The organism is Paenibacillus sp. KS1, from assembly GCF_001680695.1.
Lineage (GTDB): Bacteria > Bacillota > Bacilli > Paenibacillales > Paenibacillaceae > Paenibacillus_B > Paenibacillus_B suaedae.
Genome location: NZ_MAIS01000004.1, coordinates 1 through 15391 on the forward strand (window position 1 = coordinate 1; position 15391 = coordinate 15391).

The 15391-nt window shown below is 44.9% G+C and carries 13 protein-coding genes and 1 pseudogene; 8 read left to right on the top strand and 6 right to left on the bottom strand.

Going from position 1 to position 15391, the window contains the following annotated elements; translation table 11 throughout:
- Positions 1 to 389: 389 nt before the first annotated feature.
- On the top strand, positions 390 to 1880 hold the full coding sequence (locus BBG47_RS02225) for an erythromycin esterase family protein (RefSeq protein WP_083189039.1): 1491 nt from the start codon (positions 390 to 392) through the stop codon (positions 1878 to 1880).
- A 92-nt stretch (positions 1881 to 1972) separates the two neighbouring features.
- Here BBG47_RS02225 and BBG47_RS02230 read toward each other — a convergent pair whose 3' ends face one another.
- The 5 genes from BBG47_RS02230 to BBG47_RS02250 all read right to left on the bottom strand — a co-directional run bounded on the left by BBG47_RS02230 (position 1973) and on the right by BBG47_RS02250 (position 5262).
- Positions 1973 to 2452 carry a DinB family protein gene (locus tag BBG47_RS02230; protein ID WP_065290348.1) on the bottom strand — a complete coding sequence of 160 codons (480 nt, stop codon included), beginning with the start codon at positions 2450 to 2452 and terminating at the stop codon, positions 1973 to 1975.
- A gap of 37 nt (positions 2453 to 2489) precedes the next feature.
- Complete coding sequence (locus BBG47_RS02235; protein ID WP_065290349.1) at positions 2490 to 3254, bottom strand: effector binding domain-containing protein; 765 nt, start codon at positions 3252 to 3254, stop codon at positions 2490 to 2492.
- A 75-nt stretch (positions 3255 to 3329) separates the two neighbouring features.
- Positions 3330 to 4268, bottom strand: coding sequence for a helix-turn-helix transcriptional regulator (locus BBG47_RS02240; RefSeq protein ID WP_065290350.1), 939 nt, complete (start codon positions 4266 to 4268; stop codon positions 3330 to 3332).
- The gene (locus tag BBG47_RS02245) at positions 4265 to 4894 is read right to left on the bottom strand and encodes a DJ-1/PfpI family protein (RefSeq protein ID WP_065290351.1); all 630 of its coding nucleotides are present in this window, start codon (positions 4892 to 4894) and stop codon (positions 4265 to 4267) included. The genes BBG47_RS02240 and BBG47_RS02245 overlap by 4 nt, the downstream gene beginning before the upstream one ends.
- A 98-nt stretch (positions 4895 to 4992) precedes the next feature.
- Positions 4993 to 5262: a YciI family protein gene (locus BBG47_RS02250; RefSeq protein WP_065290352.1), complete on the bottom strand. Its 270-nt coding sequence runs from the start codon at positions 5260 to 5262 to the stop codon at positions 4993 to 4995.
- A gap of 345 nt (positions 5263 to 5607) precedes the next feature.
- Between BBG47_RS02250 and BBG47_RS02255 the strand changes: the two genes are divergently transcribed.
- On the top strand, positions 5608 to 7899 hold the full coding sequence (locus tag BBG47_RS02255) for a hypothetical protein (protein WP_065290353.1): 2292 nt from the start codon (positions 5608 to 5610) through the stop codon (positions 7897 to 7899).
- Positions 7900 to 8096: 197 nt separating this feature from the next.
- A complete protein-coding gene (locus tag BBG47_RS02260) occupies positions 8097 to 9344 on the top strand; it encodes an MFS transporter (protein WP_254659727.1) in 1248 nt (415 codons plus the stop codon).
- Here BBG47_RS02260 and BBG47_RS28830 read toward each other — a convergent pair.
- On the bottom strand, positions 9285 to 10106 hold the full coding sequence (locus tag BBG47_RS28830; RefSeq protein WP_139070662.1) for a helix-turn-helix transcriptional regulator: 822 nt from the start codon (positions 10104 to 10106) through the stop codon (positions 9285 to 9287). The genes BBG47_RS02260 and BBG47_RS28830 overlap by 60 nt on opposite strands.
- A gap of 291 nt (positions 10107 to 10397) precedes the next feature.
- Between BBG47_RS28830 and BBG47_RS02265 the strand changes: the two genes are divergently transcribed.
- From BBG47_RS02265 to BBG47_RS02285, 5 genes and pseudogenes are all read left to right on the top strand, one after another.
- Positions 10398 to 10982: a helix-turn-helix domain-containing protein gene (locus BBG47_RS02265; RefSeq protein ID WP_021254422.1), complete on the top strand. Its 585-nt coding sequence runs from the start codon at positions 10398 to 10400 to the stop codon at positions 10980 to 10982.
- Between the two features lie 52 nt (positions 10983 to 11034).
- The gene (locus BBG47_RS02270; RefSeq protein ID WP_254659728.1) at positions 11035 to 11775 is read left to right on the top strand and encodes a hypothetical protein; all 741 of its coding nucleotides are present in this window, start codon (positions 11035 to 11037) and stop codon (positions 11773 to 11775) included.
- Between the two features lie 12 nt (positions 11776 to 11787).
- Positions 11788 to 13473, top strand: coding sequence for a vWA domain-containing protein (locus BBG47_RS02275; protein WP_065290355.1), 1686 nt, complete (start codon positions 11788 to 11790; stop codon positions 13471 to 13473).
- Positions 13474 to 13496: 23 nt separating this feature from the next.
- Positions 13497 to 14636 carry a toxic anion resistance protein gene (locus tag BBG47_RS02280; protein WP_065290356.1) on the top strand — a complete coding sequence of 380 codons (1140 nt, stop codon included), beginning with the start codon at positions 13497 to 13499 and terminating at the stop codon, positions 14634 to 14636.
- A gap of 60 nt (positions 14637 to 14696) precedes the next feature.
- Positions 14697 to 15254, top strand: a pseudogene (locus BBG47_RS02285) (MarR family winged helix-turn-helix transcriptional regulator).
- The last annotated feature ends 137 nt before the right edge of the window (positions 15255 to 15391 follow it).

The following is a 15391-nucleotide window of genomic DNA, read 5'->3' on the forward strand; positions in this document are numbered from 1 at the left end:
GAGCGATTATCAGAAGTTCGCTCAATATGTCCAGCAATCCTAACTAAATCAGGAAGGGCAGCCGCCTCACAGACAACTATTGTGGTATTATCCCCTCATGGTAGACAACGTAAAAAAGACATCTAGTAAGATGGACTTAAACGTTGGAGACCGGAGGGGATTTTTTGTGGGGAAAACGGTAGGTTCGCCTGTCTGCTTCGTGTAGATTCCTTTTACAAACCGATATATGCAATCATAATTTTTCCGAACTTCAGGCTCATAATTATGTTTGATATCCCCTTAAAATATTGGAAAGAGAGCACAAATTGTCAAGAAGTCAGGGAACGGATTCAGTATGATTAGCACAAGCAGAGAATTGATTTCATGAGGATAGGAAGGAGCTGAAGTTCGTGAGGAGACACGAATATAACTTAGGGCGTCGACGCTTCTTCGGTTTACTGATTACCTTGACGGTGCTTGCGTCTGCATATGCTCCGGTAGTGATGGCGGAGGAGCCTGTACATGGAGAAGCGGAGAAAGCGGAGATACATACTTCTCTATCGATAAAAGGGACTGCGGTGGAGACGGTGCATAAACAGCAAGAAGAGAAGGCAAGAACTTATCAAGCTGCACTATCTGAATGGAAGCGCTGGGCAGCAGATCATGCTTATGCTTGGAACCACATACAACCGGAACAGTGGTCTCCGAACGGTGGAGCGATTGAGCAAGACAAAATGAGCGATCTTGATATGCTAATCCCGCTGCTGGCTGACAAGCGCATTGTATATTTGGGCGAAAATTCGCATGGAGTTGCTGAGTTCAGTTTGGTCAAAACGCGCATGATTCAATATTTGCATCAGACACTTGGGTACAATGTCGTTGCTTTTGAGAGTGGATTGGGCGATGCTGCGATCGCGCAAGGACAAGTGAACAAGAATGCGCCGCAGCAGACGATGAAGCGATCTATATTTGGTGTATGGTGGACAGAAGAGACAAAGCCGCTATTCGACTATATGAAGGCAACACACGCGAGCGACGCTCCGCTGCGGCTTGCAGGCTTCGATATTCAGGTGCAGTCTTCGTTATTCCAGGATGCAGATTGGATATCGAACAAATCGCTGAAGAATAGAGCGCTACAAGCGGAGCAAGAGGTTCAGAAATGGAGAATGAGTACGGATCTGAACGGCTACCGCAAGGCGAAGCCGGTGTTAATGAAGGTGTACGAAGAACTGCTGCAAGCTGTACCGAACAATGCTGACGCATTGCAGCGGGAGTATCCCAATGAGCCGCATATCGTCAAGCTGATGCAGCGCGCACTTCAGGATCGCATTCGGGTTATTCAGGAGTTCAATGAACTAAGCATCGAGTCTAATCGTTTAACGGAACAAGGCGATTATAGCGGAACACAGGCCATTATGGAATGGCGGGATCGGGCCATGGCTAGCAATTTGGCATGGTTGGCTACTGATATATATCCGGAAGAAAAAATCATCGTATGGGGACATAACGGTCATATCAGCAAGGCCCAGTCTCTTATCTATTCGATGCCGAAGAGTATGGGTGAGCTTATGCCTGAAGCACTGAAAAAGGAGAGCTATGTTATCGGTCTGTTTATGGGCGAAGGGCAAGCAGCAGAGAATACGAGGGAGCCTATTCACTTGACACCGATTATTCCTGGATCGATGGAGGATATTCTTACAGCTGCCGAACAGCCCTATGTGTTCATGGATTTGCGATATCGGGAAAATGAGCGGGGAAATTCATGGATGTTCGAGAGGTCCATTGCATCTTATCAGGTGATGATGCCGATGCCATTGGAACTTAGACGGCATTTCGATGGCGTGCTGATGATCAAGCAAGTGAAGATGCCCACCTATTTGCCAAGCACAGTTCAACCCTAGAACGATTATATAATCAAACGAAAACGCCCATTGATCGGGCGTTTTGTCATCGTACCGCATTGTTACAATCCGGAAGTGTCATGCTGTATTTGTCATAATACCGCTTCAATTTGTTTCTTGTGATGATTGTCGTGATCGTTGAATTCATGAATGACATACAGCAAAGAGTAAGGTATGCCTGTATATGGGCAGGTTGCTGCGCCGTTCGCGGTAACCTGCTTGGCAGTCATGTCAGGATCAGCTAATAGAGCTTCAACGAGCTGATGGCGAGTTTGCTTGAATTCGTCGAGAAGCTGTTCTTGGGAAACCCCTGAATTGGCATAATCATAAGCAATCTTGTTAAATGGGTCAAAATCAGGAAAGACCATTCCTTCTCCATTCCGGATCGCAGGGATGACGGTAAAGAGCAAGGGCTTATCCCAATTCATCAGATGTGAAATGATTTCTGCAACGGTTGCTTTTCCTTCTGCGATCGGTTGTGACCAGATGTGCTCGTTGATGTGATGTAGGGTATCTGTCCAATCTGTAAATTGCTTATATCGTAGAAGCGTTTGTTCATTTAACGTGATCATAATCAAAGCCTCCAGTTATCGATTTGATAGGCCGACCCTAACGAATCGCAATATAGATATCAACCTGTGCATCCTCTGGATTGGCGCTTCGCTCATCGTAGCGCTCGAAATCTCCAGTAAAGGTACGCTCCTCGTCAGAGGTAAGTGACCATTTCCAGATAGACTGCCATGCACGGGCAACAACCTCAGTAACAGGGCCGCGTTCTGTCGTGAATACGGCATATTTGGCTGCTGGTACTTCAACAACTTCCAATCCGCTAGGAACCTCTGCATCCCGATCGATTGCAGCACCGATCAGCGTTGTATACTCGCCCATAGCCCCATTCTCATAGTCACTGTAACAGCCGTATATTGTTCCAGGATCTGTAGAATTCGGAATTTGTGCAGCAATCTGCTCTGACCAGAATCGTCCCCACAGTGGGCCCAGCTTGCCATTTCCGCTCATTTCATTAGCATTCGTCGTACGCGCAGCAATACCGGCGAGCTTCATCGCATCCAGCTCTACGATTCGGGTCGGCTGGTAAGAAGCTGCTTCATCCCCGTTCGCGATGCTCCAGCGCTTCAAGTTCGGCAGGAATTGCTGCATCATATTGCGGGCAGCGGCTTCTTCCATTCCGTCCTGTACCATAAATGGTACGCAGATGTCGATCATCTCTTCGAGGGTGAGATCGGGATTCGTGAACGCCCCGTCCTTATAGCAATGAATACAATACTCCTGTACAAGCTTATTATCCTTATCTGTTCCGAACTGGTTCTCTTGCGCCAGCGGCATCCCGCAGCTTTGGCATATCAATTGACTCATAATCGATCACTCCTGTATCGTTGATAGCCTCATTATAAAGAGGAGAACCTGACAACTCTCTGTCAGGTTCCCAGTTTACTTTTTATATTTTTCAACAATACGAGAAGCAATCTGTTCAATCTGGTTACGAATGTGAAGCGGTTCAAGCACTTCGACATGCTGTCCAAAGCTTAAAATAAAGCCATACAGCCAATTATCTACGGGAAATGGAACGGATGTGACAAGCGCTCCTGCTTCATCCTCTTGCAGATCCTCTACGCCAAACCATTCTTCTGCCAAATGGCGTACCTCTGGATCGAAGCGTAGGACGATTCTCTCGGTCCGTTCCGGCGCATGCCATTCCTGCTCCCAGGGGAGATCGTGAATCGAGACCTCTTGGCGGACGAAAAACTTGTCTTCAACCAGCAAATCCTTCATTCGGAACAGCTTGAACAAGCGAAATTGGGCACGCAGCGTACAGTACGCATACAGGTACCAACGCTTGTGCTTCAGCACCAGCGTATAGGGCTCTACCGTTCGGCTGGATACCTTCCCGCCTGCATTGCAATAGGTGAAGGTAACCGCCTGCTGCTGCTCAATCGCATCCTTCAGCACCATCAGCTTCTGCTCCTGAACACCGTTGCTGCCCCAATTGGAGAAGTCGACAATGAATTGCTGCGTCTTCAATTGGAACTGTGCCGAATCGGCAGGTGGTACGATACTGCTCAGCTTCTCCACCAACAGCTCATTGTCGCTGCTTGGATGGGTGGAGGAGATGCTCTGCAGCGCGGTAACAATGGCGACCAGTTCATCGTTGGTCAACAGATTCCGATCTAGGCGGTAGCCTTCTGCTAGGCCGATGCCTCCTCCTGCTCCCTGATAGGTGACGACCGGAATGCCGGCCTGATTGATGGTATCGATGTCTCGATAGATCGTCCTCACCGATACCTCGAAGCGGTCAGCCAAATCCTTGGCCTGTACCATCTTGCGGTTGATGAGGAGAATGACAATAGATAGTAAGCGGTCGATCTTCATGTTGCGCTGCTTGGCTCGAACTGAATGTCGTATTCCATAACTTTTGCAGTTGTTCGGGCGACTTCTACTCCAAGAAGCTGCTGGACAAGGGAGAACGCCATATGGATGCCAGCGGAAATCCCGCCGGATGACAAGATGGAGCCATCTGCAACATATTTCACGTCTCGCACGACTTCAACCGCTGGATACTGATCCGCTAACCAATCATAACTGGCCCAGTGCGTCGTAGCTCGCTTGCCATCCAGAAGACCTGCCTCTGCAAGCAGCAGCGCTCCAGTGCATACCGAGGTCATAAAATCGACAGCCAGCATTCGCTCCTGAATCCATTTGATCATATGGGGATTATGGAGTTCCCGTTTTCTTGCTCCCAGCCCTCCGGGGACGATGACAATATCAAAATGCGGCGCGTTGGAGAAGCTGAAGTCAGGAATGACCTTCAGTCCGTTGCGTGCGGTAATCATAGTGCCATGCTCCGATACCGTGCGTACTTGAAATGGCTTCAACGCAGTCGTATCAGGATTTTGATCGGGATAGGTTGTAACAGACAGCACCTCGAAAGGGCCTGCGAAGTCCAGCACCTCAACATCATCGAATAATACAATTCCTACATTCCATTGTTGATTCATTTGGGTTCATCTCCTTCCCTTATAGAAGAACATGCCCGACCGGGACAACCCAGTGGGGCATGATTGCGATTCGTACAGCAAGCGAATCCTGAAGCGGTTTATGCCTGAACGAGCTGCAGCTTCCATTCGCGCAAATCCAGCTTGCGTACGCCTTTTTGCACATAGGGATCATTCTCAGCCAATTGCTTAGCTTCTTCCACATTGTCAGCAATATAAATGACCATACCTCCTGAGCCATCTCCGAACGGTCCCTTGGCGAATACCTTTCCCTCTTTGCCGAGTTGTTCCAAGTACTCCAAGTGATGTGGACGATACGTCAAGTTTTTACTCTCATCCTGCATTTCCAAGATTGCTGCAAAATAAGCCATGTTGGACACTCCTCTCCTATTCCCTTAGTCGTTCTTGAATTCATTATATCAAATGGACGAGCATGCGGAAGGGGTTCTATATTTCGACGAAAAAATCATTCAACTGACGTCAAGGAATACAAATCGACAGCATGTGATGAAAAAGGCGGTTGCAGTGCGGAAAAGGGCGATTACTTTTCTTGTGAGAGCAGTTGAAATCTATGTTCTCTATGATATAAATTATAGTAATAGTACCTGTATTCTAAAAGATCCTAATTTAAATGACAACTCTTCTTAGGGACTGCATCGAGTTCAATGAACGGCAGATGATAGACATCTTGATTTTTATCCATGGGAGGGTTTTCAATGCGAACTGAAATAGCAGAAGAAGTACAAAAGTACAAAGACTTTATAGAAGAAGAGCTGACACAGACTATATCAATGGATAAGTTAGTAGCTCTGTTTAAGGAAATGTCGGGTGCGGCAAGGCGAGAAATGGCGGTAGATTTGCATTTACCCTCGGTTCGCACCTCAAAAAGCATGCCCACTATTTTATTTATTAAAGAGATACGCAAATACGTAAAATCCAGACAAGATCATTTTAATCGTAAATATACACTGATTACCTCGTTGATAAAGCAGCTTATGATCGTTCTAGAAGAGGAAGAGGAGAATACTCTTGAATCGTTCCTTGCACGTCGTGAAGCAATTATTGCTGAACATGGATTTTGGCATTATTATTGGTCGCTTTATTTCCATCCAGGCCGAACAGAGCAGGAAGCATTGTGGAAGCAGTCCATGGAGGAACTGGAGAGTGAGGGTGGAAGCTCGGAAGGCTCCAGCAATACCGTCCTGCATTTGACAGATGAGTCCTCCTCATTGCCTGCAGAAGTGGAGCCGTCTATGGAATCCACAGAACCATCGCTTGAATTGGAGCAGCGAATCATTGAATTGAAGAAGAAATTGAATCATGAGACGCATTTGCGCAAGCAGGCTGAACTGTCGCTGGGGAAGACGGAGAAGCAGATTCATCGGCTGAATCGCCAATTGACTGATATCGATGCTCAGCTTCAGCTTGTTCAGCAGGAGAGCGGACAAGTACAGCAGGATAAGGACTTACATATTCAAGAGCTGGAATCAATTCTTGCGCAGCGCAACGAAGAGCTGCGAGTGATTCGTCAGGAGCGCAGCAAGCTGCAGAAGGAATCCGAGCTGATGCAACAGGAGCTAGCCGTGAGAGAAGAACAGATGCAGTCCGTACGCGGTGAGCTGCTTGGACATGAGGAGAAGCTGAACCAACTGCGCAGACAGGTGAACGCGCTAAGGGCGGACAACGATGAATTGAACAGGCAGGTTGTACAAGCCAAGAAATCCGCTGCTGCTGCGACAGTTGAGGTACTTCGTCCTAAGTCGTTAACTTCCTCTATTCAGGATATCATTCAATTGCTGTATACCGATGTGGAAGACACCGTTCATGCGGCTCGCAATACGGTCGTCCAATCCGGCAAGGGTGGAAGACAGAAGATACGAGAGTCTCTTGCGCTCATTGATGAGCTTGAGCAATTCATCGAGAGACGGAATGAGCATCCTGCTGAACGAAGCGGTTCCATTCGTGAACATTCGGAATTGGCTCAACAGGAAGAATGCGAGGAGCGTTCTGCAAGTGTACATGCACGGCAGCGCCATGATTCAATGCCGTACGCAGAATCGGCTTGCGCATTAGAAAGCAGCGGCACTGCGGTTCTGGAGCGAAGTGAAGGCAGCGGGTATGCAGAACCCTTTGCGGCATTGGAAGGAGGCTCCTACCCTGATGGCTTGTCTGCAACTGACGAGGGCGGGCTGAATGGGACGTTCTTCCGCCGTGATCATGGCGGGTATATTGTATTGGAGACGGGACAGACGTTTAATATTACCGAAAGTCTTGTCCTGCAGCATCAATTGCAGCACGAAGCAGGAGTATTGTGCCGTCCGAAGCAGCATGATCCAACGCAATACGAGATTGAACTGCTGCTTCAAGGGGATGACAGTAACAGCTCCATTGTTCAATATGATGGCTATGTGCACCTTGGAGAGCATTTTACCTGGTATTGCGTCGATCTGAATGACCCGCAGCACCGCTTCCCGCTGCATGAACGGGATGTGGCCATTCGTACACCGAAGGATGGGGATCCTTGCTCATTTAACGTAGAGATTGGGAAGCGAGTAGCGCGCCTGTCCCGCTTATATCGGGCGCAGCCCATCTCCGAACTGGAAGCGAAGCGTACAGCGAGCAGCGGCGCAGCAGTTCAGAGTGTCGCACGTGCTGCGAAGGCACAAGCGAAGAAGGAATATGAGAAGCCAGAGCCATTCCTAGAAGGCCACCAGATTACGATTGTCGGTGGATTGAAGAAATGGTTCGAAGAGGTAGTAGCGGAGACGGGGGCTACTCTCGTACATGAGAATGGGAAAAATCCGAAGCGGATATTCCATGATCTGAAGCGTTCGTCCGCACTGTTCTTATTGCTTACGGCAACTTCGCATCAAGCATACTGGGACTGTGTGGAGATCGCGAAGCAGAACCAGATTCCGTTCTATTTCATCGAGGGATCCAAATCCAATTTGCGTCACCTCTTGTGGAATAATCAAGATCAAATCATTGCACATGCCAAGGCGAATTGATTTATGTAGCTTATTATATGGTCAGCCAGATATTTCTGGTTGACCTTTTTTATCTGTTTTTTTATATCTAACATCCAGGGTAGAACGTATCTGCTCGTACTATATTTTATTGCTAAGGTAAGTAAATATTGAAAGAAAATGCAGCAAGATGAAGATAGAAGAAAAGAAGGATACACTGTAACTTTTTAAATGAGGTGATGACAGTGTATAGCAGTGTACTGAAGAATCGAATGATTTTGTTCTATTTGGCGGGAGCAGGGATTTCCCAATTAGGAAATGTGATTACAGGACTTGCTTTCCTTTTTTTATCTTATGAACGAACACAATCCAGCATTCTGACCACAGTTATGGCTATTACACAAGCTGCTCCATACCTTTTATTCGGACTAGCTGGCGGAGTAATTGCTGACTCCGTAAACAAAAAACGTTTATTACTGTGGGTAGACATTATACGAGTACCTATTATTCTTTCATTGGTCTTTATTTATCAAATGAATCTCTTAGGTTTTTGGCATTTAATCGTTGTGAGTTTCCTAATTCAAAGTCTAGGATGCTTTTATAATCCAGCTTACAGAGCTGTGTTGCCTCTCATTACTTCTGTAGAAGATCGAACAGCTACAAATAGCTTATTTGATATTGTGACAAGAGGTGTACAAATGCTTGGACCAATATTTAGTATTGGTCTGCTACATTCAGGACAAATCATTCATTTCTTCACAATTGATGCCTTAACGTATTTAATCAGTGCATTTTTCATTTTAAAACTTCATTGGAAAGATAATAACGATGCTGCAGACAACTTGTTGAATAAAACTGATGGTATTTTTATCTCTATAAAAGATTTCTTTAACTGGGTAAAAGGTGAATATACGATCAGAACATTGTTGTTTGTAACTTTTTTGATTGTGTTCTTTCATACTTGGGTATGGCAGGTCGGATTATTGTTACAACTACTGGAAACCCAAAATAATGGTGAGCAGCTTTACAGTCTTCTAATGGGGTGGTATGGTGCTGGTGTGATTACAGTTAATATCGTCATCCCTTTTCTTTGGAAAAGGCTGACCCTCACGACTTATCTAATCGGTTCTATTGTATGGGGTGTTGGTATACTTGTATTAGGATTTGCAACTCATCTGTCAACCTATTTTATTGGTATACTGATCGCAGCTATTGGGCTTCCTATTTCTGGTTTAGCACGGGTTTATCTCATTCAAACATGGATACCAGTCAATAAATTAGGCAGAGCGTTTAGTTTCAATGCAGTTCTCTTATATGGTTCTAATGTGCTCTCGTTGAGCTTGTTTGGCGCACTATCCTCTCTTGTGGAAATTCGGTATATTTTTGTTTTTTGTGGAAGTATGATGGTTATCGGCTCGTTTGTCTATTTATTTCGCATATTTCCTTCGAAAAACACTAGGCGTGATTCCGTAGAGACGTTTAAATAGCTGATTATAAACAGAGATGGAAGAAAATCCACAACTATATGAAATATCTACAATCGATTTCTTGGTATGGATAAGCATGTCTTGACTTCTGATAATGCGATATAGTTGAAGCCACGAAAAGGGCGAAATTCCAATGTACTCCTTAAAAAGATGGGCAAACTGAAATTTGCTTATATTTAAAATCCCTGCCATTTCATCTAGGCTCCAGGCATGTTGGAAGTCTTCTTTTATAACGTTCATTGTTTTGTATAGTGCAGGGTGAATTTCTTTAAATGGCTGTATGTTAATGTCAGACGAATGTGTACCAACCATAACTTTAAATATCATTAATGCTAACTGAGTGAAGCTATGGTCTAAAAATAACTCTACTGAATGACTTTCGTTACCTTCTTCTATTTGTACATAATCATTTATAAAATGGACCCATTGCTGGATTAATGGATGTTTTTGAACAGTAAGAGCAAAAGAAATATTATCTTTAATACATGAAATATCAGCCGTCAGTTGATTTAAAAATGTTGGATCAAGTTCTATTACAAATTTATGATTATCCACTGAAATTTGTCTATGCAACTCATTCGGGTTAAAAAGAATAAATTCATTGTTAGATAAGAAAATGTCGCTTCTCTCGGTCTGGTAATACATAGATCCTTTTATAGAATAGATAAGCTTATAAGAACAGTCATTTCGCCATTTGGTTTCGCATTTTTTTTGATTTGTGGACAGTAACAAACCCTGTGTAGCTTGTAAAATGATAGACAATTACATCACCATCACTATACTGAAATTTACATTATAGTTTACCATGTCAAATACGATTATTGTTTCAAATAGCGAACCTTCTACGATTATTATTCGTAGAGGGTTTTGTTCTTTCTTGAGTAAGATATGCTGACTTTAGTCTTAGATTCATTTATTAAATAGGTAAGCACTTCCTATTCTCTTCTTCCTTATAGGCCAATGGCATCCAATATTTGCATTGTCACGACTTCGTGACGATGGTATTATTTTCTTAATATTGAACCATAACTTGGAACATTCGTGGAGGAATGTATGGGGCAACTAACATGTTTTCAGGTCATTTTGCCGAATGGAGAAAGACTGTGGCCTGCATCCATATTTCCTGCTGGAGATCAGCACACAGCATTAACGGAATTGCACATGGTTCGCAGATTCTTAGAACATGATGGGGAAGTAGTCATTTCCGTTACGGCATATGATGATCATGGGGAATGCCTGCATAGGCATAAGCAGCGTTTTGATGCAGCCGGACTTGCGATGATTCAAGGGCCTCTTTCTTCTTACTCGCCGAATGGGATCAGTGTCAATGAAGTATTCGGCTTATCGGAAGCGGCACGGCTGTGGGGGATTGAAGGTGGTGGAGCGACTATTCGGAAAGCACTGGAGCGCGGTGAGTTCTATCCACACGAGATTCGGAAATCGGATGGCATTTTGCTTGTTACTTTTTCTGGAATGCAACGTAGATACAATGCAGTGATGAAAAACCAGTGGATGGAAATCCATACGTATTTCGTTCAAGAAGGAATCATTCTAGAACAATCTGATGACATTCATGACACACATCACAACTCCTTATCGACTATTGCACGGCGCCATCGTAAGGCATTTGAAATCTAATACACCAGCGTACACGTAACTTGTTCCTATACGATTTGCAGAGGAGGATGGAATGTTGTCCAACACAAATGTGATCAAGCTACTAGGTCTAATGCTAGTGGTAGCTGCTGTAAATATCCTCGTACTCTCACCAGGCTTTTTAGGCGTGCAGATCGGAGCGAGCGCTCTCTCCACAGCAACGGGGATTACCTTGCTTGTAGCCAGTGCATGGATTCTCATTAATGGAATCTATCAGTTCTTGTTCAAGAAGCCTGTTGTCATACCTGTGAAAGAAATTAGAACGTATGAAGAGTATGTAGAACGCCTGTCCCAATATCGAGAAACCAAGGGTATTGAAGAAGAGATCCGCATTGGGCTGGAACAGATGGAACGGATGCAGAAGCGGAAGAGTACGTTTTTCCAAGTACTGAAGCAGAGATTTAGCGAGTCAGAAATAAGCTTCTCTAAGTTCGCGTCCGTTGCACTTGATGTGGAGAACTTATTCTACCAAAATGTTCGAAATATCCTGAACATACTTAGTGTATTTGACGAGACTGAATTCGACCGGGTTGTCAATCGCAAGATGTCGGGCCTATCTATTGAACTATCCCAGAAGAAAGCAAAAGTATACAACGATTACCTCACATCTATGAAAAACGCTCTTACGAATAATGAAGAAATCTTAGTCAAGTTGGATCGCCTTCTGCTTGAGATATCCAGCTTGGACAATGTGGAGCCTGAGGATATTGAACAATTAGCATGCATGCAGGAATTGGACGCATTAATCAAGCAAACCAAATACTATAAAGCGTGAGAGGTGCAGCGAATGGCGGGAAAGAAGAAGTTAGTGATATCTGTCTTTGCTTTAATTTTTGTATTTATTCTCATTTATGTAGGGGTGACGTTGACCTCCAACCTAGGAAAAAGCAAATCACAGGTTACGACAGAAGATGCGGCCAAACAGTTGAATAAACTCTATGCGAACGTATCTGTGTCGACCGAAGCTCCAGTAAAGGGGCAGATCGATATTAGTCCAGCCGATGTGGGCGATACCCTGCCGGATATATCGAAGTTCCCGATTACGGTGAAGAATACGACGAATCAATTTGTTGAGATCTTCACGTCAACGGAAAAAGGCGGCACAGGCATGGACAGCTGGCTGGCGGATGTGGCAACCGAGTTCAATAATGCGAAGATCCAAGTGAACGGGAAGCCTGTTTCTGTGAAGATTCGAAATATAGCTTCCGGTACAGCTGCGGACTATATCCGATCCGGCAAATATATGCCTGATGCCTATACACCTTCGAATGAGCTGTTTGGCGAGATGATCAAATCAAGCGGCGTAAAGACGGAGCTTATCAGCAAGCGACTCGCGGGCAATGTTCCAGGCATTGTGATCTCAAAATCCAAGCATGATGCACTCATCTCTTCATACGGAGCGGTAAATGTCAAAACGGTGACGGAAGCCATCTCGAACAACGAGTTCAGCATGGGATATACGGATCCATTCTCCAGTTCTACAGGAATTAATTTTCTAGTTACGGCACTCAGTACATTCGACAAGTCGAATTTGTTGAGTGATAAAGCAGTTCAAGGATTTGAGAAATTCCAAGAAAATATCCCGTTTCTCGCTTCGACAACGACGCAAATGCGTGATGCAGCGAAGTCGGGTGTGCTGGATGGGTTTGTATTGGAGTATCAAACGTATATCAATACGGATGAACTGAAAAATGAGTACGTGTTCACACCTTTCGGAATTAGACATGACAACCCGTTGTATGCGATTGGGAACCTGCCTAAAGGGAAATTGGACATCGTCAAGAAGTTCGGAGAATTCGCGTTGCAGGAGAAATATCAGAAGAAGGCTCAACAAAAAGGTTTCAATGAGCTCGATAATTATAAATCGGAAATGCCCGTTGTGAAAGGCAGCTTGTTGGCCTCCGCACAGAAATTGTGGAAAGACAAGAAAAATGGCGGGAAGCCAATCGCGGCTGTCTTTGTTACTGACGTATCGGGAAGCATGGCGGGAGAACCGCTGAATCGACTGAAGGAATCACTGCTTAAAGGACAAAAGAATTTAGGGAAAGACAACAGTATCGGTCTCGTATCCTATTCGAATGATGTCACGATTAATTTGCCTATCAAGAAGTATGACACCACACAGCGCTCCTTGTTCGTTGGTGCGGTCAACAGCCTTCAAGCAGATGGCGGCACGGCTACCTTCGACGGAATTATTGTTGCCTTGAAAATGCTGCAAGAAGAGAAGGCCGTCAATCCGAACATCAAGCCGATGATCTTCGTGCTGAGTGATGGCGAGACGAATCGCGGCCACTCGCTTAAGGACATTAAGGAGCTTATCGAAACGTTTAAAGTTCCGATTTACACTATCGGCTATAATGCGGATATTCAAGCGCTGCAGAGCATCTCCAGCATTAACGAGGCAGCGAGCATTAATGCAGATACCGATGATGTAGTCTATAAAATCGCAAACCTGTTCAACGTGCAAATGTAGCATGAGTCTAAAGGGGGATTCCAATGTCATTTACGATGGAAGTTGCAAGTCCGGAAGAAATTCAAAAGGAAATTGAGCAAGAGGTAAAACCAGTTCCTGAGGAAGTTGCGAAGCTTCAAGCACAAGCGGATTCGAATGTGGCAGCAATTATGAATTTAGATCTGGATTCCTTAGAGAACCGAAAGGATATTCTGCAATCGATAGACAGCTTCGGCATGAATACTATGCGTTCCTCTTCGACGAAGAACAATGCCTTGCAGGTTTCCGTAGGCGATTTATCGAAAAAAGGGGACGAAGGGGGCCCGGTTGCGAAGGGACTGGTCGAGCTGCATCAGCAGCTGAAGGATCTCGATCCGAGCGTCATCGACTTTACGAAAACTGGGTTTCTAGGGAAGCTGTTCAATCCGCTTCGTACGTATTTCTTGAAGTATCAGAAGGCAGATACCATGATTGCGGAAATCGTGACTTCTTTGGATAAAGGGAAAGTTACCTTGAAAAATGACAATACGACCCTCGAAATTGAACAGCTTGCCTTGCGTGACTTGACTAAGAAGCTGAAGAAAGAAATCGAGTTGGGCTCCTTGATGGATGACTCGATTCAATCACAGATTGAAGCAGCGCAATCCCGCAATGAAGATCCGGAGAAGATTCGGTTCATTACGGAAGAAGTGCTGTTCCCGCTTCGTCAGCGTGTCATGGATATGCAGCAGATGATGGTCGTCAACCAACAGGGGATTATGGCGATGGAGGTTGTCATTCGCAACAATAAAGAGCTGATTCGCGGTGTCGACCGTGCGAAGAACGTTACGATCTCTGCACTGAAGATTGCGGTTACCGTAGCCAGTGCCTTGTATAATCAGAAGATTGTGCTACAGAAAATTGAACTGTTGAATCAAACGACAAACGAGTTGATTGCGGGTACTTCTCGCATGCTGAAAGACCAAGGCGTTCAAATTCATAAGCAGTCGCTGCAAACGAATATTTCTGCGGAAACTTTGAAGCAGGCGTTTACGGATGTTCTGTCTGCTTTGGATTCGATTAGCTCCTACAAGCAGGAAGCCCTGCCTAAGATGCGCGATACAATCGACCAGTTCCGGGAGCTTGCTGACAACGGCGAGAAACAGATTCAGCGCTGGGAACGTGGACAGAAGCTTGGCCTGTAATTATGCATATATAAGTGATGATGCAAATACGAAAGACTGCCGGTAGGCAGTCTTTTTGTGTTGCCGAACAGAAAGCCCGCCAAGGAGTATCCGACAGAACAACAGTTGCCCAGGCTTGGAACTTCGCCTTATTTAGAATTAATGGATCGTACAGCTTCTCCCGATACGGATCGGGAATCAGCGTCTTTAGGACTTATTATGCTTTGGCTCGGAGATAATACCTTGGATCTGATGGATATTCAATTATCCGCTTTCGACATTACCGAAAGCAAGCTGGATCTGTTATTACTATTATCACTGCATGAAGGGCAGGATCTCGTCACGCCTTCATCCCTTGCCGATCGATTAGGGATTCGCCGATCCTCCGTTACGGCATTATTGAACTGGTTGGAAAAAAGAAATTGGATCATTCGGGAACCCTAAGCCAAGGACGGGCGCATGACCCACGTTCGTATCAGCTCCGAAGGGAGTAGGTTTGTGAAGGAAGTGCTGCCTACATTTTGGTCTACTTGTGCATCTCTTGTTGAAGAACTAGATAAAGAGGAGCAGGCGTTGTTAAAAAAAGTGCTCGTTAAGCTTAATACAAACATGGAAAAGCGACTAGGAGCAGGAAGATAATTTTTTATTCATATAGTTAGATAATCTAATTACAATTCATTCCGTTAATCTCTTATCGTATCTTCTCTTACCAATATTCATTTTTATTTCCGGTTTTTATTTATATAGTGATGGAAAATAGTATTTATCATTGATGC

Excerpts from the sequence above, each read along its gene's own strand:
- BBG47_RS02230 (WP_065290348.1), bottom strand. The coding sequence starts at position 2,452 with ATGATCACGTTAAATGAACAAACGCTTCTACGATATAAGCAATTTACA.
- BBG47_RS02235 (WP_065290349.1), bottom strand. The coding sequence starts at position 3,254 with ATGAGTCAATTGATATGCCAAAGCTGCGGGATGCCGCTGGCGCAAGAG.
- BBG47_RS02240 (WP_065290350.1), bottom strand. The coding sequence starts at position 4,268 with ATGAAGATCGACCGCTTACTATCTATTGTCATTCTCCTCATCAACCGC.
- BBG47_RS02245 (WP_065290351.1), bottom strand. The coding sequence starts at position 4,894 with ATGAATCAACAATGGAATGTAGGAATTGTATTATTCGATGATGTTGAG.
- BBG47_RS02250 (WP_065290352.1), bottom strand. The coding sequence starts at position 5,262 with ATGGCTTATTTTGCAGCAATCTTGGAAATGCAGGATGAGAGTAAAAAC.
- BBG47_RS02255 (WP_065290353.1), top strand. The coding sequence starts at position 5,608 with ATGCGAACTGAAATAGCAGAAGAAGTACAAAAGTACAAAGACTTTATA.
- BBG47_RS02260 (WP_254659727.1), top strand. The coding sequence starts at position 8,097 with ATGACAGTGTATAGCAGTGTACTGAAGAATCGAATGATTTTGTTCTAT.
- BBG47_RS02265 (WP_021254422.1), top strand. The coding sequence starts at position 10,398 with ATGGGGCAACTAACATGTTTTCAGGTCATTTTGCCGAATGGAGAAAGA.
- BBG47_RS02270 (WP_254659728.1), top strand. The coding sequence starts at position 11,035 with ATGTTGTCCAACACAAATGTGATCAAGCTACTAGGTCTAATGCTAGTG.
- BBG47_RS02275 (WP_065290355.1), top strand. The coding sequence starts at position 11,788 with ATGGCGGGAAAGAAGAAGTTAGTGATATCTGTCTTTGCTTTAATTTTT.
- BBG47_RS02280 (WP_065290356.1), top strand. The coding sequence starts at position 13,497 with ATGTCATTTACGATGGAAGTTGCAAGTCCGGAAGAAATTCAAAAGGAA.